General features: G+C 71.5%; 18 protein-coding genes. 8 read left to right on the forward strand and 10 right to left on the reverse strand.

The window, feature by feature from the left end; genetic code table 11:
- The first annotated feature begins 5 nt into the window (after window positions 1-5).
- Window positions 6-1808 (forward strand): serine/threonine-protein kinase, encoded by a 1803-nt coding sequence (locus tag ACYVD1_RS17340; RefSeq protein ID WP_460773566.1) that lies wholly within the window; start codon window positions 6-8, stop codon window positions 1806-1808.
- Between the two features lie 80 nt (window positions 1809-1888).
- Here ACYVD1_RS17340 and galK read toward each other — a convergent pair whose 3' ends face one another.
- The 4 genes from galK to ACYVD1_RS17360 all read right to left on the reverse strand — a co-directional run bounded on the left by galK (window position 1889) and on the right by ACYVD1_RS17360 (window position 5875).
- Window positions 1889-3037, reverse strand: a complete 1149-nt coding sequence (gene galK / locus ACYVD1_RS17345) for a galactokinase (protein ID WP_460773619.1) — start codon at window positions 3035-3037, stop codon at window positions 1889-1891.
- A gap of 62 nt (window positions 3038-3099) precedes the next feature.
- A complete protein-coding gene (gene galE / locus ACYVD1_RS17350; protein ID WP_460773569.1) occupies window positions 3100-4062 on the reverse strand; it encodes a UDP-glucose 4-epimerase GalE in 963 nt (320 codons plus the stop codon).
- Between the two features lie 2 nt (window positions 4063-4064).
- Window positions 4065-5090, reverse strand: coding sequence for a galactose-1-phosphate uridylyltransferase (gene galT, locus ACYVD1_RS17355; RefSeq protein ID WP_460773571.1), 1026 nt, complete (start codon window positions 5088-5090; stop codon window positions 4065-4067).
- A complete protein-coding gene (locus ACYVD1_RS17360; RefSeq protein ID WP_460773574.1) occupies window positions 5087-5875 on the reverse strand; it encodes a DeoR/GlpR family DNA-binding transcription regulator in 789 nt (262 codons plus the stop codon). The genes galT and ACYVD1_RS17360 overlap by 4 nt, the downstream gene beginning before the upstream one ends.
- A 255-nt stretch (window positions 5876-6130) precedes the next feature.
- Between ACYVD1_RS17360 and ACYVD1_RS17365 the strand changes: the two genes are divergently transcribed.
- Together ACYVD1_RS17365 and ACYVD1_RS17370 are read left to right on the forward strand one after the other, a co-directional pair.
- Window positions 6131-8278, forward strand: a complete 2148-nt coding sequence (locus tag ACYVD1_RS17365) for an alpha-galactosidase (RefSeq protein ID WP_460773577.1) — start codon at window positions 6131-6133, stop codon at window positions 8276-8278.
- Window positions 8279-11260, forward strand: a complete 2982-nt coding sequence (locus ACYVD1_RS17370; RefSeq protein ID WP_460773580.1) for a glycoside hydrolase family 2 TIM barrel-domain containing protein — start codon at window positions 8279-8281, stop codon at window positions 11258-11260.
- Here the strand turns inward: ACYVD1_RS17370 and ACYVD1_RS17375 are convergent.
- A complete protein-coding gene (locus tag ACYVD1_RS17375) occupies window positions 11171-12136 on the reverse strand; it encodes an EamA family transporter (protein WP_460773582.1) in 966 nt (321 codons plus the stop codon). The genes ACYVD1_RS17370 and ACYVD1_RS17375 overlap by 90 nt on opposite strands.
- Complete coding sequence (locus tag ACYVD1_RS17380; RefSeq protein WP_460773585.1) at window positions 12133-12285, reverse strand: hypothetical protein; 153 nt, start codon at window positions 12283-12285, stop codon at window positions 12133-12135. The genes ACYVD1_RS17375 and ACYVD1_RS17380 overlap by 4 nt, the downstream gene beginning before the upstream one ends.
- Before the next feature lie 91 nt (window positions 12286-12376).
- Between ACYVD1_RS17380 and ACYVD1_RS17385 the strand changes: the two genes are divergently transcribed.
- Entirely contained in the window at window positions 12377-12898 is a 522-nt protein-coding gene (locus ACYVD1_RS17385) for a MarR family winged helix-turn-helix transcriptional regulator (protein WP_460773587.1), read from the forward strand.
- A 115-nt stretch (window positions 12899-13013) separates the two neighbouring features.
- Here the strand turns inward: ACYVD1_RS17385 and ACYVD1_RS17390 are convergent, their stop codons facing one another.
- From ACYVD1_RS17390 to ACYVD1_RS17400, 3 genes are all read right to left on the reverse strand, one after another.
- Entirely contained in the window at window positions 13014-13235 is a 222-nt protein-coding gene (locus ACYVD1_RS17390; RefSeq protein ID WP_460773589.1) for a CsbD family protein, read from the reverse strand.
- Window positions 13236-13365: 130 nt separating this feature from the next.
- Window positions 13366-14169 (reverse strand): bifunctional hydroxymethylpyrimidine kinase/phosphomethylpyrimidine kinase, encoded by an 804-nt coding sequence (gene thiD / locus ACYVD1_RS17395; RefSeq protein ID WP_460773591.1) that lies wholly within the window; start codon window positions 14167-14169, stop codon window positions 13366-13368.
- A 217-nt stretch (window positions 14170-14386) separates the two neighbouring features.
- Window positions 14387-15685 (reverse strand): flavin monoamine oxidase family protein, encoded by a 1299-nt coding sequence (locus ACYVD1_RS17400; RefSeq protein WP_460773593.1) that lies wholly within the window; start codon window positions 15683-15685, stop codon window positions 14387-14389.
- Between the two features lie 141 nt (window positions 15686-15826).
- On the opposite strand from ACYVD1_RS17400, the gene ACYVD1_RS17405 reads away from it, so the two are divergent.
- The 4 genes from ACYVD1_RS17405 to ACYVD1_RS17420 all read left to right on the forward strand — a co-directional run bounded on the left by ACYVD1_RS17405 (window position 15827) and on the right by ACYVD1_RS17420 (window position 19800).
- Window positions 15827-16480 (forward strand): TetR/AcrR family transcriptional regulator, encoded by a 654-nt coding sequence (locus ACYVD1_RS17405; RefSeq protein WP_460773595.1) that lies wholly within the window; start codon window positions 15827-15829, stop codon window positions 16478-16480.
- A 1-nt stretch (window position 16481) separates the two neighbouring features.
- The gene (locus tag ACYVD1_RS17410; RefSeq protein ID WP_460773597.1) at window positions 16482-17681 is read left to right on the forward strand and encodes a DUF418 domain-containing protein; all 1200 of its coding nucleotides are present in this window, start codon (window positions 16482-16484) and stop codon (window positions 17679-17681) included.
- A 142-nt stretch (window positions 17682-17823) separates the two neighbouring features.
- Window positions 17824-18951, forward strand: a complete 1128-nt coding sequence (locus ACYVD1_RS17415; protein ID WP_460773599.1) for a hypothetical protein — start codon at window positions 17824-17826, stop codon at window positions 18949-18951.
- A 132-nt stretch (window positions 18952-19083) separates the two neighbouring features.
- Window positions 19084-19800: a DUF6882 domain-containing protein gene (locus tag ACYVD1_RS17420; RefSeq protein WP_460773601.1), complete on the forward strand. Its 717-nt coding sequence runs from the start codon at window positions 19084-19086 to the stop codon at window positions 19798-19800.
- 33 nt (window positions 19801-19833) lie between these two features.
- On the opposite strand, the gene ACYVD1_RS17425 is transcribed toward ACYVD1_RS17420, so the two are convergent.
- Window positions 19834-20649 (reverse strand): TIGR03084 family metal-binding protein, encoded by an 816-nt coding sequence (locus ACYVD1_RS17425; RefSeq protein ID WP_460773604.1) that lies wholly within the window; start codon window positions 20647-20649, stop codon window positions 19834-19836.
- Window positions 20650-20795 lie beyond the last annotated feature (146 nt).

The raw sequence follows: 20795 nt of genomic DNA on the forward strand, positions 1-20795 counted from the left end.
AAGGAATGACCCCCCTGCCTTCGGGTTTCGCCCCGCTCCGTCCGGACGACCCCGTCGCCGTCGGTCCCTTTTCCTTGGTGGGGAGGTTGGGCGCTGGCGGCATGGGTGCCGTGTACGGCGCTCTTGCCCCTGACGGAGGCCGAGTCGCGGTCAAGGTCGTCCACCCCCACGTGGCCGCGGACCCCGTGTACCGGGAACAGTTCGCCCAGGAGGCAGAGCTGCTGGGCCGGGTGGACGCGGACTGCGCCCCCGCCATTCTCGGCGCGGACCCGGCCGCCGAACAGCCGTGGCTCGCCACATCCTTCGTTCCCGGGCGCACGCTGACCGCGCACGTGCGCGACCGCGGTGTTCTCGACGGGGAACGGCTGCTGGCCTTCGCGGCCGGTACCGCGGAAGCGCTCTCGGCGATCCACGCCGCCGGGATCACCCACCGGGAGGTCAAACCGGCCAACGTCGTCCTGTCCCCGGAGGGACCGAGGGTCCTCGACTTCGGGATCGCTCGCGACTCCGGGGACGCGAGCGCGGAACGGGGGGTGTTCGGTACCCCCGGCTGGGTGGCGCCCGAGCGCCTGTCCGGTTCCACCGGAACCCCGAAGGCCGACATGTTCGCCTGGGCGGGCTTGGTGGTCTATGCGGCCACCGGGCGGGGACCGTTCGGTTCGGGTGACACCAACACCCTCCTGGAACGTGCCCGGTCCGGCCAGGCCGACGTTAACGGGCTCCCCGATGAGCTCCGCCCGCTGATCGCCGCAGCACTGTCACCGGAACCGGACGAGCGCCCGCACGCGGTGGAGGCGCTCGGTGCAGTCCTCGTGCTCGGCGGTCCGGGCGCCCAGGGCCAGGCCACCAGGGACCGGCTGCGCGCCTTGGTCGGCCGGTCCTGGCAGGGCTTCGAGGAGGTGCGCGGTGCGGGCCGGTGGGTCGTGGCGGGTGCGGCCCTGGCGAGCGCCACCGGTTCGGCGGCATCGGCCGGGGGTGCCGCCGGGACCGCTGCCGTCGGCGGAGCCGCCGGGGGCGTTCTGGGAAGCAAGGTGCTCCTGGGCGTCGGTGCCGGCGCCCTGGCGCTCGCGGTGGGCGCGGCAGGCTGGATGGGCGGCCGCGTCTACGCGGGTGAACCCCTCCTGCCGTTCGGCGGGGGCGAGGAGGCGGCCGAAGCCGATCCGGGCCCGGAGAACGAGGACGAGGACCCAGAGGAGACGGTCGAGTACCGCGGGATGACGGTCTCCCTTCCCGAGGGGTGGGCCGCTGAGACCCTGTCCGATGAGTCCTTCCAGTCCGATGTCCCCGACTCCGAGGGTGAGCCCGTCGTCGAGGACTGGCTGGTGCTGTACCCGGAGGACCAGGATCCCGTGTGCACCGAGGACTCCGAGGGCCCGCTGGACGGCGACGGCGAGGCATGGGAGTGGGGCGACACCACCACCGGCTGCGAACACCTGAAGGTCCTCGGGCCCGGGGCCATGCAGTACGGCGGTGCCGGCTTCGCTCCCCTGCAGAGCCTGGAGAACGGGGGACCGAACAGCGCCTACGGTCCGTCCAGCAACCCCGCGCCCTGTCCGAGCGGCCAGGGCGTGCACCCCGAGACCTCCCCCTACTTCCGAGGGGCCGGGGAGTGGGACCTGGACGAGGTGCAGTTGGGTACGGAGAGCGCCACCCGTACCGAGGGCTCCGCGACCTGTATGGACCCGGCCACCGGCGATCTGGGCTACTACGTCCAGCGGATGTGGCTACTGGACGGTCCGGAGATCCTGGTGGTGGACGGCTACGAGATGGCGGAGGCCGACGACATTCTCGCCTCCGCCGAGTGGTGACCCCGCTAACCGGCGATGATCTTGCCCCTGTCTCCACCCTCGGCCGCCGAAGGTGGAGCTGGGGGCAGGATCATCAGGTGTTAGCGGAGGCGGCGGGCGCCGGCCGACGGCAGGGCGGTGAAGACCACCGGTGCGTCGAACCCCCGCTCCGCGTACGCCTCGCGCGCCGCCTCCGCGCAGGCCTCCGTTCGGCCTGAGTCCACCAAGGCGATCACGCAGCCGCCGAAGCCGCCCCCGGTGATCCGCGCGCCCAAAGCGCCCGCGGACAGCACGGCCTCCACCGCGGCGTCCACCTCGGGGACGCTCACCTCGTAGTCGTCGCGCAGGGAGACGTGCGAAGCGGTGAACAGCGGACCGGCCTCACGGGGCCGACCGGCGCGGAACAGGGCCACGGTGTCCAGAACCCGGGCGTTCTCGGTGACCACGTGCCGTACACGGCTCCGCGTCACGTCGTCGGGGAGCGCGGCCAAGGCCTCGGGCAAGCCCTCGGAGGAGATGTCGCGTAGCGCGGAGACCCTCAGGGTCCGCGCGGCCTCCTCACAGGAGCGCCGCCGTTCGGCGTAGGCGCCCTCCACCAGGCGGCGCGGTGCCCGGGTGTCCACCACCAGCAGCGACAGTCCGTGCGCGGCCGGGTCGAACGGCACCTGCTCGGTCTCCAGTGAACGGCAGTCCAGGAACAGCGCCCGACCCTCGTCGGACAGCATCACTGCGGACTGGTCCATGATCCCGCAGGGCATGCCCACGAAGTCGTTCTCCGCGCGCTGGGCCAACCGCGCGACCTCGGCCGGTGCGGGCTCAGCCCCGTTCAGGCCGGTGGCGGCGAGCACCGTCGCACAGCACACCGCCGCGGACGTGGACAACCCGGTCCCCGTCGGGATGGAGCTGTCCACCAGCAGGTCCAGCCCGCCGAAGCGGTAGCCCTCGTCGGCCAGTACCCACAGGGCACCGGCCTGGTAGGCCGCCCAGCCGGGGACCGACCCGGGGGACAGTTCCGCCAGCGGCGCCTCGATGACGTCCGAGAACTGCCGGGAGCGCAGCCGCACCACCCTGTCCTCACGGCGGGCGGCGGCCACGGTCAGGGAATGGGGCAGGGCGACGGGCAGGGCGAAACCGTCGTTGTAGTCGGTGTGCTCGCCGATGAGGTTGATGCGTCCCGGGGCGGTCCACACCCCGTCCGGTTCGGCTCCGAACGCCTTCCGGAATTCCGACGAGAGGCCGTCCGTGTCGATTCCGGCGCCGGTGTCGGCTCCGGCTCCCGCACTGGGCCCGGCGCCCGTGTTGGTCCCGGTGCTCACGCGGTCACCTCCCGTCCTCGGGCGAAGGCCCAGGCGTCCGCCACCATCTCGTCCAGCGTCCGGAGCGGCTCCCAGCCCAGTTCACGGCGGGCGCGGTCGTTGGCCGCCACCAGCACCGCCGGGTCGCCCGGCCGCCGCGGCCCGTCCACCACCGGGACGGGGTGTCCGGTGACCTGCCGGACGGCCGCCAGAACCTGGCGCACGGTGTACCCGCCGCCGCTGCCCAGGTTGTACACCCGGTGGGTACCGGGGGCCACGTGCTCCAGCGCGCGCAGGTGGGCGTCGGCCAGGTCGGCGACGTGCAGGTAGTCGCGGACCGCGGTCCCGTCAACGGTGGGGTAGTCGGTGCCGAAGACCGAGGCGTGCGGGACCTCGCCGGTGGCCACTCGGAGGAGGTTCGGGACGAGGTGGGTCTCAGGATCGTGGCGCTCGCCGCAGCCGCGGTGCGCGCCGGCCACGTTGAAGTAGCGCAGACTCACCGCGCCCAGCCCGTGGGCCTCGGCCCACCCGGCCAGCATGTGGTCCACGGCGAGCTTGCTCGCGCCGTAGGGGTTGGTGGGCACGGCGGGGTCGCTTTCTCGCAGCGGCGCGTCCGAAGGCGGGTCGCCGTAGGTGGCGGCGGTGGAGGAGAACACCAGGCTGCCCACACTGTGGGTGCGCATGGCCTCCAGCAGGGCGAGGCTTCCACCCACGTTGTTGGCCCAGTACCGTCCCGGTTCTTGGACGGACTCGCCCACCAACGACTTCGCTGCGAAGTGCAGGACGGCGTCGAAGGACGGGTCGAGCACCTCCGCGGCGCGGTGGACGTCGCCCTCCACCAGGGTCGCGCCCGGGGGGACGGCGTCACGGTGTCCGGCGGAGAGCACGTCGAGCACGGTGACCTCGTGCCCGGCCTCCACCAGGAGCGCGGTGACGACGCTGCCGATATAACCGGCACCGCCGGTGACGAGGAGCTTCACGGTCAGACCTCTCGGAGTCGCGTGGCCGTGGTCTCGGGGGCCACGTCGTTGATGAACACACCCATGCCGGACTCGGTCCCGGCCAGGTACTTGAGTTTGCCGGGTGCGCGGCGCACGGAGAACAGTTCCAGGCGCAGCCGGGCGAGTCGGCGTCGCACCGGGTCGCCGACCGGGGCCTGGTGCCAGGCGGACACGTAGGGCAGCGGGGCGTCGAACAGCCGGTCCATCCGGCCGAGGAGGTCCGTGTAGAGCGCGGCGAAGGCGTCGCGCTCAGCGTCGTTCAGCGCGGGTAGGTCGGGCACGGCGCGGTGGGGGTACACGTGCACCTCCACCGGCCAGCGGGCGGCCTCGGGGACGAAGGCGGTCCAGTGCTCGTTGCTCAGCACCACCCGGGAACCCTTCTGCTCGGACTCCAGGATGCCGGCGAACAGGTCGCGTCCGGTCTCCTCCAGGTGCAGGCGGGCCGATTCCAGGTCGCGCTCGGTCCGAGGGGTGACGAACGGAAGCGCGTAGATCTGCCCGTGCGGGTGGTGCAGGGTCACCCCGATCTCGGGGCCCCGGTTCTCGAAGACGTACACCTGCGTTACCCCGTCCCGTGCGGACAGGTCCTGGGTGCGGTCGGCCCAGGCGTCCACGATGGTGCGCAGGCGGCCGGTGCCGAGTTCGGCGAGGGAGGTGTTGTGGTCGGACGAGAAGCAGAGCACCTCGCAGCGGCCCTCGGCGCCGCTCAGGGAGGGAAACCGGTTCTCGAAGGCCACCACGTCGTAGGAGGACGAGGGCACCTCGGTCAGCCGACCGCCGTCCGAGGGGCACAGCGGGCACTCGTCGCTCGGCGGCAGATGGGTTCGGCCCTGGCGGTGCGCGGCGACCACCACGTGCTCGCGGGCCAGCGGGTCCCACCGCAGCTGCGAACCGGGCGCGGCGGGCGGCAGGTCCCGCAGGTCCGGGGACTCCTCCCGGTCGCCGCCGGACTCGTCGAAGTAGATGATCTCGCGGCCGTCGGCCAGGCGGGCGGTGGTCTTCTTCATGCGCTCTCCGGGGGGACGTCGGCGACCACGAGGCGGCCCACGCGGTCTTGGAGGGTTTCGCGCGCGGCCGGGCCCAGGCCGTCGTCGGTGACGAGCACGTCGCAGCGGCTCAGCGGGGCGATGGTGCTGATCCCGACGGTGCCCCACTTGGTGTGGTCGGCGGCGATCACCAGGTGGTCGGCGGATTCCACCAGCGCCTGGTTGGTCTCGGACTCCAAGAGGTTCGGCGTGCTGAACCCGGCGCGCTCGTGGATGCCGTGTACACCGAGGACGAGCGTGTCCAGGTTGAGCCCTCGGATGGAGGCCAGCGCGATCGGACCCACGAGGGCGTCCGAGGGGGTGCGGAAACCACCGGTCAGCGCGACGGTCTGGTCGGTGCGCTCTGACTGGTAGAACACCTCGGCCACGTGCATCGAGTTGGTGATGACCGTGAGCCCGGGTGTCTGGCGCAGGTACTCGGCGACCAGGGCGGTGGTGGTTCCGGCGGACAGTCCCACCGCGCTGTGCGGTTCGACGAGCTCGGCGATGGCGCGGGCGATGGCGTGCTTCTCCGCGGACTGGCGGGTCGACTTCGCTTCGAACCCGGGCTCTTCGGTGCGGGCCCCCTCGGGGGCGACCGCACCGCCGTGGACCTTGCGCAGCTCACCCCGGTGCTCCAAGGTGTCCAGGTCGCGCCGGACGGTCATGTCCGAGACGGAGAAGGCCTCGACGAGCTCGGTGACACGGACGCCCCCGTCCCGCCGGACCTGTTCGAGGATCAACTCCTGCCGTTGCGCGGCCAGCATCCGCCCTCCCGAGCGATCAATGTTGGATCTTGTTCGATCACAGTGTCCAGATGTTCGGTGGGGGTGTCAATTCTTGGCTTTCCCGGCCATTTTTTGTTGGAAATAGTTGATGTCTGTTGACATGACATGGAGGGGGTGCCGACTATGGGGAGGTTTCCCCTGTGACTGCGTTCACGGCTCAGTGGCGTGCTGGAGGGGCCACCGTGCACCGCAACGCCACTTCGTGGCCGGACTGACCTTGGGAGCGAGCAAGGGATGACCAACCGCACCATCGAACTCCGGGCCGCTGGGACCGCCCTGGTCCTCGGGGTTCCCGACTCCGGCATGCCGCACGTCCTGCACTGGGGAGCGGACCTTCCCGACTTCGAGGGGCTGGCCGTAGCCGCCTCCGCCCCGGCCGCCAACAACGGGGTGGACGTGCCCACCTGGGTGTCGCTGCTGCCCACGCAGGGGGAGGGCTGGCGCGGGCACCCCGGGCTGGCCGGACACCACGACGGGCGCGTGACCTACCCGAAGTGGGGCCCGGCCGAGGTGGTCGTCGACCCCCTGGAAGGGGCGGATGGCCCGGACGAAGGCGGTCGCGTCACGGCGACCGTCGAGGGCGGCGGGCTGAGGGCCCGGTGCGAACTGCGGATGGAGGCCTCCGGGCTGGTCCGGGCGCGCAACACCGTCACCAATCTCGAAACCGTCCCGTGGACTCTGGACGCGCTCCACGTCAGCCTGCCGCTACCGCGGGAGGCGGAGGAGGTGCTGGACCTGACCGGGAGGTGGATCCGCGAGCGCTCCCCGCAGCGCCAAGCGCTCACCATGGGCACCCGGATGCGCGCCTCCCGGCGCGGACGCTCCGGCCACGACGCACCCCTGCTTCTCACCGCGGGCAGCAGCGGTTTCGGGTTCCGGCACGGTGAGGTCTGGGGCGCACACGTCGGCTGGAGCGGGGACAACGTCCACCTGGCCGAGCGCCTCCCCGAGGGCGCCGGACAGGCCGACGCGGTGATCGCGGGCGGAGAGCTCCTCCACCCCGGCGAAGTGCGGCTGGCCGAGGGAGAGTCCTACAGCACGCCGTGGGTATGCCTCTCTTGGTCGGATCAGGGGTTGGACGGCATGTCCGCGCGGGTCCACCGGTGGCTCCGCGCGCGCCCCGAACACCCTTCCTCGCCCCGGCCGGTGGTCCTCAACACCTGGGAGGCGGTCTACTTCGACCACGATCTGGGCCGACTCAAGGAGCTCGCCGACACCGCCGCGCGGATCGGGGCGGAACGCTTCGTGCTGGACGACGGCTGGTTCAAGGGCCGCCGCGACGACACCGCCGGGCTCGGCGACTGGACCGTGGATACCGAGGTGTGGCCGGAGGGCCTTCACCCGCTCTTCGACCACGTCCGGTCCCTGGGCATGGAAGTCGGTCTGTGGGTGGAACCGGAGATGGTCAACCCCGACTCCGACCTCGTCCGGGCACACCCGGACTGGATGCTCGCACCCGAAGGGCACCTGCCGCCGCCCAGCCGGAGCCAGCAGGTGCTGGACCTGGGCCGGCCGGAGGCGCTGGAGTACGTGTTCGAGCGCCTGGACGCGCTGGTCACCGAGTACCGGATCGACTACCTGAAGTGGGACCACAACCGGGACCTCATGGAGGCGGTACACGTACCCACCGGTGGTGCGGGTGTGCACGGTCAGACCCTGGCGGCCTACGAGCTGTTCGACCGCCTGCGCGAACGCCACCCCGGCTTGGAGATCGAGTCGTGCTCCTCCGGCGGCGGCCGCGTCGACCTGGGCATTATCGCCCGCACCGACCGGGTGTGGGCCTCGGACACCAACGATCCCCTGGAGCGGCTGGCCATCCAGCGCTGGACCGGGCTGCTGCTGCCGCCCGAGCTGGTCGGCAGCCATGTGGGCGGGCCCGAGGCGCACACCACGGGCCGCGCCGCAGACCTGCCCACCCGACTGCTCACCAGCCTGATGTCGCACGCCGGCATCGAGTGGGACGTCACCGGCTGTTCGGAGGACGAGCTCGCGGCGCTGACCTCTTGGATCGGCCTGTACAAGGAGCTGCGGCAGCTGCTGCACTCGGGGGACCCGGTGCACGCGGACCCGACCGATCCGGCCGACCAGCTCGACGGTGTGGTGTCCCGGGACGGTGGCGAGGCGGTGTTCCGGTACGCCCGGTTGGAGTCCTCCGTACGCGCACTGCCCGGACGGCTCCGGATCCCGGGCCTGCGGGAGGACCGCCGGTACCGGGTCGTCTGGCGGCAGGAGACCGGGTGGCCGTCCACCATGCAGCAGGTGCTGCCCGAGTGGTTCCAGCGGGAGACGGTCGCGTCCGGCGCCGTGCTGGCCCGGTCCGGACTGCAGATGCCCAACCTCAACCCGGCCCAGGTCCTGTTGCTGCACTTCACGGAGGTCTGAGTGTCCCTTATTCTCCCCAACTACCTCGACGGCTTCGGCCCCTCGGCCGGAGCCCGCGTACCGCGCGCCCGGCTGGCATCGGACGCGCCGGCGCTGGACCTGAACGGCGCGTGGCGGTTCCGGCTGCGGCCCGAAGCCCGGTTGGCGACCGACGGGTTCGAGCGGCCCGACTTCCGTGACGCCGACTGGGACGAGCTCACGGTGCCCTCCCACTGGCAGCTGCACGGCTACGGCGCCCCCGCGTACACGAACATCCACTACCCCTTCCCCCTCGAGCCGCCAAGGGTCCCGGACGAGAACCCGACCGGGGACTACCGGAGGGTGTTCGAGCTGCCACAGGGGTGGCCGGCCGGCGGCGGTGCGGCCACGGGAGACGGGACCTCCGAAGCGGAGGGTGCGGTGCTGCGCTTCGACGGAGTGGACTCGTGTTTCCGGGTGTGGCTGAACGGGGCCGACGTGGGCTTCGCGACCGGCAGCCGCCTGGTGAGTGAGTTCGACGTGGGACACCTGCTGCGGCCGGGACGCAACGTGCTGGCGGTGCGGGTGCACCAGTGGTCGTCCGGGAGCTACCTGGAGGACCAGGACATGTGGTGGCTGTCGGGGATCTTCCGCGACGTGGCCCTGCTCGCCCGGCCCGCCGAGGGGGTCGAGGACGTCACCGTGCGCGCCGAATACGACCACCGGACCGGGGAGGGCACTCTGAAGGTGGACGTCGTGGGCTCGCCGGAGGCCGTGGTGGACCTGCCCGAACTGGGGCTCGCAGGGGTCCGGACCGGGAGCACCCACGAGGTCGGTCCGGTGGATCCGTGGTCGGCGGAGGTTCCGCGCCTGTACGACGCCGAGGTGGTCGCGCCGGGGGAGAGGGTGCGGCTGCGGGTGGGTTTCCGGACGGTGGACACCGAGGGCGGGCAACTGCGGGTGAACGGTGTCCCCCTGCTGCTCCGCGGGGTCAACCGGCACGAGTGGCACCCAGACCACGGGCGGGCGGTTCCGCGGGAGACCATGCGCGAGGACGTGCTGCTGATGAAGCGGCACAACATCAACGCCGTGCGCACCAGCCACTACCCGCCGCACCCGGACTTCCTCGACCTCTGCGACGAGCTGGGGCTCTGGGTGGTGGACGAGTGCGACCTGGAAACCCACGGCTTCGAGGTGGTGGAGTGGCGGAACAACCCCTCCGACGACCCCCGCTGGCGCGAGGCCTACCTGGACCGCATGCGGCGCACGGTGGCGCGGGACCGCAACCACCCGAGCATCATCCTGTGGTCGCTCGGCAACGAGGCGGGTACCGGACAGAACCTGCGCGCCATGGCCGAGTGGACCCGCGAGCACGACCCCACCCGGCTGGTGCACTACGAGGGCGACCGGGACAGCTCCTTCGTGGACGTGTACTCGCGGATGTACGCCCCGCACGACGAGGTCGACGCGATCGGCCGGGGCGCGGAGCCCGCAACGGAGGACCCGGAGGCCGACGCCCACCGGCGCGGCCTGCCGTTCGTGCTGTGCGAGTACGCGCACGCGATGGGTGCGGGGCCGGGCGGGCTGGAGGAGTACCAGCGGCTGTTCGAGCGGTATCCGCGCTGCCAGGGCGCGTTCGTCTGGGAGTGGATCGACCACGGGATCCGACGGCGGGAGGCGGACGGCACGGAGTGGTTCGCCTACGGCGGTGACTTCGGCGAGGTCCTGCACGACGGCAACTTCGTGGCGGACGGGCTGCTGTTCCCGGACCGCGCGCCGGGGCCGGGTCTGACCGCGCTGGCCAGGACCTTCGCCCCGGTCAGGATCTCCGTGGACCGGGGCGCGCAGGGCGGAGCGCCGACCGTCGCGGTGGCCAACCACTGGGAGGTGCAGGACACCGCCGGTCTGGAGTTCCGCTGGCGGGCGGAGCGGGAGGGCGTTCTGGTCGCTGAGGGTGTTGTGGACGTCCCGGTCATCGGCCCCGGCGAGAGCGCGGAGGTGACGCTGTCGGCACTCCGCGAACTGCTTGCAGCCCCCGCACGCCCCGCTCAGGGGGCAGGTCCGACCACCGAGACCTGGCTGACGGTCTCCGCGCACCTGGCGGAGCAGACCCCCTGGGCCGAGCCGGGCCACGAGGTCTCCTGGGGCCAGGTGCTGGTCCGCGACATCCCCACCGCATCCGAAGGCACCCCCTCCACCCCGATGGAGCGGGGAAGCCTCGTCCGGGTCGGTGCCGGTTTCTTCGACGAGCGGACCGGGGCGCTGCGGGCGCTGGGCGGGCTGGAGGTCGGCGCGCCGCGGCTGGACCTGTGGCGGGCCCCGACCGATAACGACGAGGGCCTGCACGGCATGGCGGTGGCCCCCTTCTGGCGGGCGCTCGGTCTGGACCGGTTGACCGAACGCCTGGTCTCGGCGGAGGTGGACGAGGATGCCCTGGTGGTGCGCACCAGGGTCGCCCCGGCCGCGCGTGACCTGGGCATGGACGTGGAGTACTGGTGGACGTCGTCGGCTGGAGTGCTGTGGTTGGACCTGACGGCTGAGGCGACGGGGGAGTGGATCTGCCCGCTGCCCCGGCTGGGCCTGGGCCTGACGGTGCCCGCGGACCTGGACACGGTGGAGTGGTTCGGATGCGGGCCGGGCGAGGCCTACCGGGACATGGGCCAGGGTGTGCGGGTCGGACGGTTCACCAGCACGGTGGACGGGCTCCAGACCCCGTACCTGCGTCCGCAGGAGAACGGGAACCGGTCCGGGGTCCGCTGGGCGGAGCTGCGCCGCCCGGACGGGTCGGGCCTGCGGGTCGAGGGCTACCGGGAGTTCGACCTGACGGCCCGCCGGTGGAGCGACCACGCGCTGGACGCGGCCCGGCATCCCCACGAGCTGACCCCGGACGGCCGTGTGCACCTGCACCTGGACCTGGCCCACCAGGGCCTGGGCTCAGCTTCGTGCGGACCGGGCGTCCTCCCCGGCCACCAGTTGCTCGCCGGTGAGCACCGGCTCCGGCTGGGTTTTGTTCCCCTCGTCTGAGGGGCGCGGTGGTCGGTGCGCGGTGACCTGCACCAGCAGCACCGCCCCGACCGCCGCGAGCGCGCCCAACCCCTGGACCGGTGTCAGGGTCTCGTTGAGCACCAGGTAACCGAGGAGGGTGGCGGTGAGCGGGCTGGCGAAGGAAAGGAAGGACACCGCCAGGGTCGGTAGCCGCTCCAGGCCGCGGAACCACAGGGCGTAGGCGAGCAGGGCGCCGACGACGCTCAGATAGCCGAACCCGGCGAGGTTGGTCTGGCTGACCGCGGTCGGCAGCCCTTCGAAGAGCAGCGTCGCGGGGAGCAGTACGAGCCCGCCCGCGGTGAGCTGCCAGCCGGTCACGCCCAGCACGCCCACACCCGCGGGCTGGCCCCAGCGCTTGGCGAGGACGAGCCCGGTGCCCATGGAGACCGCCGCGGCCAGCCCGGCAAGGACTCCGACCGGGTTCAGCGCGGCCTCGGGGCCCACCACCAGCAGGCCGACGCCGACCGCGCCGAGCAGGCAGGCGAGCACGTGCGGCAGCCGGATCCGGTCCCGGAGCAGCAGGGCGGCGAGGACCATCACGATGACCGGCTGCACCGTCAGTACCAGGGCCGCGACCCCGCCGGGCAGGAGGTAGGCGGTGACGAAGAGCAGGTAGAAGAAGGCGCCGATGTTGAGGGTGCCCAGGACGAGCGCGCGCCACCACCAGATCCCCTTGGGCAGGACCCGGCAGAAGAGCAGAAGGAGCAGTCCGGCGGGCAGGGCACGGACGAGGGCGCCGAGGAGTGGACGGTCGGGTGGGAGGTACTCGGTGGTGACCAGGTAGGTGCTCCCCCAGACGGCCGGGGCGAGGGCGGTGAGCAGGGAGTCGGCGGCGATCCGGCCGCGGCCGGTCACAGCTGCTCCCCGTACCGTTCGCCGAAGGCGAGGCGGGCAAATGGGCGTCGGCCCGGATGGCGGCGCTGTTCGGGGATCGGGTCGGGGCGGAACCGGCGGATGCTGTGGCGGGTGCGGATGGCTTCGGCAACGGATACGGGGGGCGTCATACGGCTATCCTTCGATGTTGAAATGTTCGATGTCGAAAGATTAGGCCGGATGGTCTCCGCCCGTCAAGGGGCGCGGCGTTATGATCGCCGCATGAACGACGCCGTCGATGTTTTCCTCGCGCAGTGGGCCCGTGAGCGCCCTGACCTCGACGTGTCCCCGATGGAGGTCATCGGGCGTATGGCGCGCCTGCAGCGGATGCTGGGCCGCGGGGTGAACGACTTCCTGGCCGAGGAGGACCTGGAGTCCTGGGAGTTCGACGTGGTGGCCACCCTGCGCCGCGCGGGCGAGCCCTACCAGCTCACCGCCAAGGAGCTGGTCCGGATGACCATGGTGGGTTCGGCCGCCATGACCAACCGGGTCGACCGCCTCGTCCGCCGGGAGCTGGTCTACCGCGAGGTCGATCCCGCCAGCCGACGGCGCACGCTGGTGACCCTCACCGAGAAGGGGCGGGAGCTGGTGGACCGGGTGGTCGAGGGCCACGTGGCCAACGAGGCGCGCCTCCTGGAGGCGCTGGACCGGACCGAGCAGGCCCAGCTCGCCGACCTGCTGCGCAGACTCCTGGTCTCCTTGGGCGACACCCCGCCCGCGGAGGTTCCCGGGGCACAGGGCTGACCCGGGAACAGCCGGTGCGTGTCACCGGTCGGGCCCCGCCGCGAGTGGTATCGGCTCAGGCATGACGAAGGGGAGGCCCCTCGCGTGGGACCTCCCCAAAGCTCCGGGTTACGGGCTAGTCGCCCATCCGCTCGCCCTTGGGTTTGTCGCCCTTGGGCTTGCTGTCCGGGGTGAGGGCGTCCTTGACCTTCTCGCCGGCCTGCTTGACCTTCGACTTGGTCTGCTCGGCCTTGCCCTCGGCCTGCCACTGCTCGTTACCGGTGGCCTTGCCAGCGCCCTCTTTGGCCTTGCCCTTGAGTTCGTCGAACTTGTTCTCGGCCTTGTCCTTCTCGGACATGTGAGCCTCCTTTGGTAACGGCTTCATTACAAGCCCTGTCCGCTGTGGAGGATCTCAATCAGATTCGCGGCCTCAGATGTGCCGGTGGTGAGCAGTGACACCCTCAGGGATGTCTAGGGGCCGATGAGGTCTAGGAGTCGGCGGGTGCGATCGGCACGACGGAGGCGAAGGGCGCGTGGGTGCCCAGACGCTCGGCGATGCCGCCCCGGACCATCGTCTTGGCGGTCCGGACCGCGTCGCCGACCTCGGAACCCTTGGCCAGCTCGGCGGTGATCGCCGCGGCGAAGGTGCAGCCCGCGCCGCTCACCCGCTCCTCGCCGATCTTCGGAGCGCTCAGGACGGTGACCTCCTCGCCGTCGAAGTAGACGTCGACGGCGTCGGGGCCGGGCAGCTCGGTGCCGCCCTTGACGACCACGTGCCGGGGGCCCAGCTCACGGATGCGGCGGGCGGCTTCGACGAGGTCGTCGACGGTGTCGATGGACTCCATCCCGGCGAGGGTGCGGGCTTCGAAGTGGTTCGGGGTGATGACCGTGGCGAGCGGAAGGATCTGCGCGGTCAGGGCCTTGTCGGTGTCAAGGGCCGCGCCGGGCTCCTGGCCCTTGCAGATGAGGACCGGGTCGAGCACGACGTGCCGCCACTGCTGGTGCTGGAGGGCCTCGGAGACCACGTCGATGGTGTCCGGGGTGCCGAGCATGCCGATCTTGACGACGTCGAGGTCGTGGCAGGCGGTGGCGGCCTCGATCTGGTCGGCGATGACGCCCGGCTCGACCGGGACGAAGCGGTGGCCCCAGTTGTTCTTGGGGTCGAAGGAGACGATGCAGGTGATCGTCCCCACCCCGTAGACGCCCAGTTCCTGGAAGGCTTTGAGGTCGGCCTGGATCCCGGCGCCGCCGGTGGCCTCGGACCCTGCGATCACGTACGCGCGGTTGGTCATCGCCAACCTCCCTCTGCTTGTTGTGCTGTTGCGCGGTGTCGGAGCCCTCGCGGGTCACGAACCCACGGGATATTGCATCACAACTGGTCATTCGAGGCATATCGGGCAATCGGTGGCTCCGAAGAGAGCATCGCGCCGCCGTCCTCGCAAGTGTAGGCGGCTGCCGCCGGCCGGTGCTCGGGACGCGGGCGTCCCACCCCCAGCGCCGGAGCGTCGGTCACAGCTCGGCCATCAGGCCGTGGGTCGTGTCGTAGCCGTTGACGTAGGCCCCCTCGACGGTGTTCTCGCCGGTGGTCGGTTCACCCGCGAAGTACAGGACACCCTCCAGCGGAGTCGCGAGCGCGTCCGGGGCGTCGTGCGCCCCCGGTGGGACGAACAGGTAGGCGCCCTTGCTGTACTCGTCGGCGGCCCAGTCGTGGGTGGTCCGGGAGGTCGGTTCGGGCACCTCTTCGCCGAGTGCCTCGGACAGGGCGGCCAATCCGGCGCTGTACCGCTCCTCCAGCGGCACGGCGAGGAGCCCGCGTGCGCTGTCACCCGCAGCCCAGGCCACGACTACTTCCGGGTCCTCCCTGGACAGGCACCAGAACACGAACCCCGAGTCCGCCTCCCAGCCCAGGGCGTCCTCGTCGGCGGGGAAGACCGCGCGGTCGAACTCGTACACGAGCTTGAGGGCGTCGGTGCGGTCCAGCGCGTCGACGGCGTCGCGGTGGCTGGACGGGAGTGCGGGGTCGAAGGTCACGTCTCCCGCTTTCAGGACCCCTATGGGGAGGGCGACCACGCACCGGTCGGCGCGGACCTCCTCCCCGCCCTCGGGGCCGGACACGTCCAGCGTCACGCCCCGGCCCGACCAGCGCACCCGGCGCACCGCGCTCTCCAAGCGGATGTCGAGCCCGTCCGCGAGCGGGGGCAGGAGGCTGTCGTATCCGTCGACCACCCGGAAGTTCTCCCGGGGCACGGTCCACCAGTCGAAGAGCCCGTACTCGTGCATCCAGACGGCGCTCCACCGGTCCAGTGACTCGTTGTCGACGGACACCGGCGGCCAGCTGTCCTCGGGGACGCCCATCCGGTGCAGGTAGGCGGCGGCGTCCTCGTCGTCCCGGGGCCGTTCGGGGGTTTCCAGGGGCTCGGAGACCCCGTTCCCGGCCCGCACTCGGACGGCCTCGGCACCGGCCTCCTCCACCAGCTCCCAGGTGTAGGTCTCCCGGCCGTGGATCAGCCCGGCGCCCAGCTCCACAGGGACCGCGCTGAACGCGTGGTCGGTGTACAGCTGGCCGCCGATCCGGCCGCGCGCCTCCAGGACGACCACGGACAGCCCGTGGTCGACCAGGTTGCGCGCGGCCGAGAGTCCGGTCATGCCCGCGCCGATCACCGCCACGTCCCAGCGCTGCCCGCGGGTGCAGCCGTAGGCGCCCAACACCGCCGCGCCGCCGAGGAGGGCGCCCCCGCCGAGCAGCAGTGATCTTCGGCCCACCGGGCGCCGCGGGGCGCCGTTCGAGCCCCGTCCGACCGTGCCCACGCCGCCTCCCGAAGTCCAGTCCGCCCCCGGACTGTAGCTCAGCAGGTGGCCCGGTCGGCAGCGGAGGGGTTGACGGCGGGTTGTGCGGCGCGGTGTCGGCGGCCGCTTGCCAAAATAAAAATATGTTCCTAATATTTTTATATGCCGCGCACCGCTGACCACGACGAGAGACGACGCCAGGTGGCCGAAGCCCTCCTGCGCACCATCGCCCGCAAGGGCTTGGCCAGGACCACGTTCGCTGACGTCGCCGACGAGCTCGGGGCCTCCGTGGGCCTGGTCCAGCGCTACTTCCGCAGCAAGTCCGAACTCCTGCGCTTCGGGGTCGAGCACCTCTACAAACGCGGTCGTGAGCGGATCGACGCGGTCGAGCGGGTCCCGCCCGTCAGCGATCTGATGTTCCGGGTGGCGCGCACGCTCCTGCCGCTGGACGAGGAGCGGCGCTTCGAACTCACCGTCTGGTTGGAGTTCCTGCCCACCACCGTCACCGACCCGGAGATGGCCGAACTCCACCGGACCACCACCCGGGAACTGGTCGACGGGCTCGCCGCGGGGCTGGCCGCCGCCCAGCGCAACGGCGAACTCGCCGAGGACCTCGACCCCAAAGCTGAGGCCATGGCCCTGGCGGCACTGGCCGACGGGCTCACCGTCCATCAGCTGACCAGCCCCGACGTATTCGACGACGCCGCGGCCGAGGACGTGCTCCGCCGCCACTTCGCACGGCTCTTCTCCGCCCCCGAGGGGTCCAGTACCGCGAGCCACCTGCTGCGCGACCAACGAGGGACAGGGGACAGCTGACATGAACCGCACCGCAGAGCGAACCGAGCCCGGGCGGCACGCACGCACGAGCGGGCGGCTGCCCCTGCTCGACGTCCTGCGGGGTGTGGCCATCCTCGGCACGCTCGCCACCAACGTGTGGCTGTTCGCCGGGCCCGGCGGGGAATCGGTGATCCTGTACGGCACCGGCGGTATGAGCCCGATGGCGCCCTTCCTCGCCGATCCCTCCGCGGCCACCCTGGCCGAAGGGCTCTTCCGGACCGCCGCCAACGGCAAGTTCCTCGCGCTGCTCACCCTCCTCTTCGGTGTGGGACTGGCCATCCAGTTCCGGTCGGCCGCCAAGCGCGGCGGACGCTGGCCGGGCCCGTACAAGTGGCGGGCGCTGTTCCTCTTCGCAGAAGGGACGGTGCACTTCACGCTGGTCTTCGCCGCCGACGTGCTCATGGGGTACGCGGCGGTCGCCCTGCTGGTCGCCTGGCTGCTCACCCGTTCCGAACGGGCGCAGAACTCGGTCATGTGGGTGTCGCTGGCCCTGCACACGACCCTGATGGGGCTTGCGACGGCCGTGCTCGTGGCCGTGCCCACCGAACCCGTTTCCGTGCCGCCCGAAGCGGTCGAGCTCTACGCCCACGGTTCCTACCTGGATCAGGTCGCCTTCCGCCTGGACAACGCCCTGGAACTGCGCGCGGAGCCGATCGGCACCTTCGGCCTGATGGTGTTCATGTTCCTGCTGGGCGTGCGCCTCTTCCGGGCCGGTGCCTTCGGCGACGACGCGGTCGGCCGCCGGATCCGAGCGCGGCTGCTGGGCTGGGGGCTCGGGCTGGGCGGTCCGCTCACCGCGGTCACGGCCGTCGCGGGGCCGGACTGGTTCCTGGTAGACCGCTACCTGGTGGCGCCGCTGGTGGCCTTGGGCCTGATAGGCCTGGTCGGCTGGCTGCTGGACCGGGTGCGCGGCACGGGGCCGGTGGTCGCGGGCGTCTCCGCCCTCGGCCGGATGGCGATGACCGGCTACGTGGCCCAGAACGTCGTCCTGATGTTCGTCTGCTACGGCTTCGGGCTCGGCCTCGCCGACCGGATGGCGGGCACCGGACCGTGGTGGGTGATGGGGCTGTGGGCGGCCGTGTCCCTGTTGCTGGTGGTCGCCGCCATGCTGTGGCTGCGCCGTTTCCGGCAGGGGCCGCTGGAGGCGCTGCAGAAGAAGGCCCTCGCCGGGGTCCGGTGACGCACCGGCATGCCTCTTAGGATGGGGTGTCGGGGGCCTGATCGCGAGGCGGCGGTCGTTCTCGTGTCCCGAGGGTGCCTGAGCCCGGTCAGATCCCGTTGCGCACACCAAACCCACCGGTAACCGGAGGAACACACCCGGCATGTCCGACACCAGCGATTTCCTCGCCTTGCTCGTCGACGCCTACACCGAGGAGCGGATCGAGGTCGAGCTCCTCCCTCCGGCCAGGATGCTCATCCACATCCCGGACAACGAGCCCCTCGAGGTCGACTACAGCGATCCCATCGCCCAAGCCCTCGAGTTCCCCGCCGAAACGCACCCGGGCCTGGCCCGGCAGTCGGTCCACGGGATGATGCGCCTCGTGCGCGAGAAGGGCATCCCCCTGGGTACGCACTACCCGCTGCTGTCCGACGACCATGCCCGGAAGAGCCTTGTTTCGGCCTTCGCCGAGCAGGGTGTCGAGGCCTACTTCACCGAGCCGAACAAGATGTACGTCAGCAAGGAGGACACGGCCGGCACGCTCGACGTCGCCCAGCACCTCGCCGCCGTCGAGGGGCAGGAACCTGAGGACGCGCGGGCGCGTGCGGACGAGTACGCGGCGGGGACCGTCCAGCGCCTCTCGGACCACCTCGACACCCCCGTCGGCGTGGAACAGCTCCGGGTGCGGATCTACCCCGAGGCGGCCTTCCCGGAGGGCGCGCTTCCGCAGCTGGTCGCCCGCCAGATCACTTCGGACCTGTGGCAGACGGTCGTCATCGACTTCCCGGACGACATGCAGCTGCTCCGCCGCGACCAGGTCGGCGATGAGACAGCGGACGAACAGGTCTTCGCCGCGGCCGTGGAGAACTCCCTGAACGAACCGGTCGAGGTCTCCGAACTCGACGCCGGCGGCACACCGATCGTGCACATCGGCGGTGAGCAGCCCTACGTGCTGTCCCATCTGCACGCGCTCGAGCGCCACCTGGGCGAGACCGAGCACGGCGCCCTCGTGGTGTTCCCGTCCCCGCCGGTGGTCATGGCGCACATCCTGGGCAAGGGCAACCCCGTCAACGCGATGGAGACCCTCCAGGAACTGGCCGAGCGGTTCGTCGCGGACACGGACAAGCCCGTCACCGCCAAGCTGTACTGGTGGCGGCCGAACCCCGGTTCGTCGCTCCCCGACCTGCGCGAGGTGGCGATCAAGATCGACCACGAGAACAAGTCGATCTCCCTCATGTCCGCCGACGAATCGTTCGGTCCGCTCCTCCAGTCCCTGGTGGCGGAGTCCTGACCACGCCTCGGCAGCGGTCCTGATCACGCCCCGGCGGCGTACGGGCGCGTCCCCGTACGCCGCCGGATCCGCGACGTACGCCGCCGGGACGGTGCTGGCGGGGTGTCCCGGAGAGCAGCTAGCATCCGGCGGGTGCAGAACTCTCTCACCTTCCAGAACCTTCTCGACGACGCCGCGATCTTCTCCCTGGAGCACCAGCTCCACCTGGAGACGGTCATCGGCAACCACCACTGGAACGTCAACCTCGCCGAACCCAGGTTCGAGTTCAGCGGGGACTCCGACCTCGTCTGCGAGCGGTTCCACCTCCTCGGCAGTGCCGCCCCCGGTCCCCAGTCCTGGATGTGGTCCTGGGCCAACCCCTCCGGCTTCCCCGCCGAGGTGAGCGAACTCGCCGCCTCCGTGCGCGACCTCGGCCACCAGCACGGCATCACCGAGCTCACCCAGCCGGAGGTGCCCTTCCGGGCCCTGCCCGGCTCCCCGGAGCTGCCGCACCAGGTCCTTTCTCAGCTCACCGACGCCGCCAAGGTACTCAGCGGGCGCTGGTTCTCCTACAACGGCGAGGTCGGCGGCGGCACCCGGGCCGCCTTCCTCGTCGAGCACCCAGCCTTCCAGCTCCCGCAGGCCACTCCGCTCGGGGTCACCGGCATCCTCCAGCGGGCCGTCTCCGGGCTGACCGCCATCTCGGACCACCGCAGGGCCGTGTACAGCTACGCCCGGTTGCGCGGTCTGGCGCCCGAGTTCTCCGACGACGGCAGGACCCTCACGATCACCGCCTTCGGAATCGAAGCGGGCTTCGACGAGCACAACCGGCTCTCCCGGATCGACGGAGGGATGACGCCCGAAGACTGAGCCGGCGGATCGGCCTTCAACATGACAGGGTCGTCAACTCTGGTCGGCCTCTTCCCCGCGGGAGAACTGGCCCGGCTCGCGCCCCTCGCCGGGGCCGCCCGCGTAGGTCTGACCTACCCGGAGCCACTCCTCGGCGGCCGCGCCCTCAGCTGTCAGGCCGGTGTCGGCCACGTGGCGGCGGCGGGTGAGGACGAGGCAGAACTGCTCGGCGTCGCCGCGCACCACTTCCTCGGCCCCGTCGGGGCCCATCCGCCAGAGCTCCCCGTCGGGTCCGGTCAGTTCCACGCGCACCTCGGCCTCCGGCATGGGGAGTTCACGGGCGAAGTAGCTGTAGGCGCGGGCACGCAGGGCGATGTGGACGATGTGCCGGAGCCGGGTGGTGGGCCGGCGGGCGGCACCGAGCGCGTCGACCACGTCCTGGCCGTGCGCCCAGGTCTCCATCAGGCGTGCGGTCGCCTTCGAGGCCAGGCTCATCGGTGGGCCGAACCAGGGCACGCGCGTCCCTGCCGGGGTTGAGTCCAGGGCGGAGTGCAGGGTGTCGGAGGCGTCGCGCCACTCCGAGAGCAGGGCGGCGGGCGCGAGTTCGACGAGGGGCGCGATGGCCTTCTCCCCGAAGCCCTCGGGGTCGGCGATCGCACCGTTCAGGATCTCCCCGAAGGCCGCCTCGTCGGTGAGCGCGGTGTGTGCCACCCGGTCGAAGTAGGCCAGGTGTGCGACCTGGTGGGCGATGGCCCACCCGGGCGCCGGGGTCGGTCGGGCCCAGTCAGCGCCGTCGAGCCCGTCGAGCAGTCCGGCGAGCTCTTCCTGTTCAGCGCGCAGGTCCGCCACGAGAGCGTGTGTGTCGACCACGGGTTCTCCGTAAGTTGGTTGGTGGCCCGCCGGTGACCCGTCGAGGGTTGGCCGACAGATGTTGACTGACTTGTCATGTTCGGCGCACCATAGCAAAGTGTGACCTGGCTCTCCTAGGGCGTGTTCGGTGGATGCTGCCCGCGAGT

The organism is Nocardiopsis nanhaiensis, from assembly GCF_054778635.1.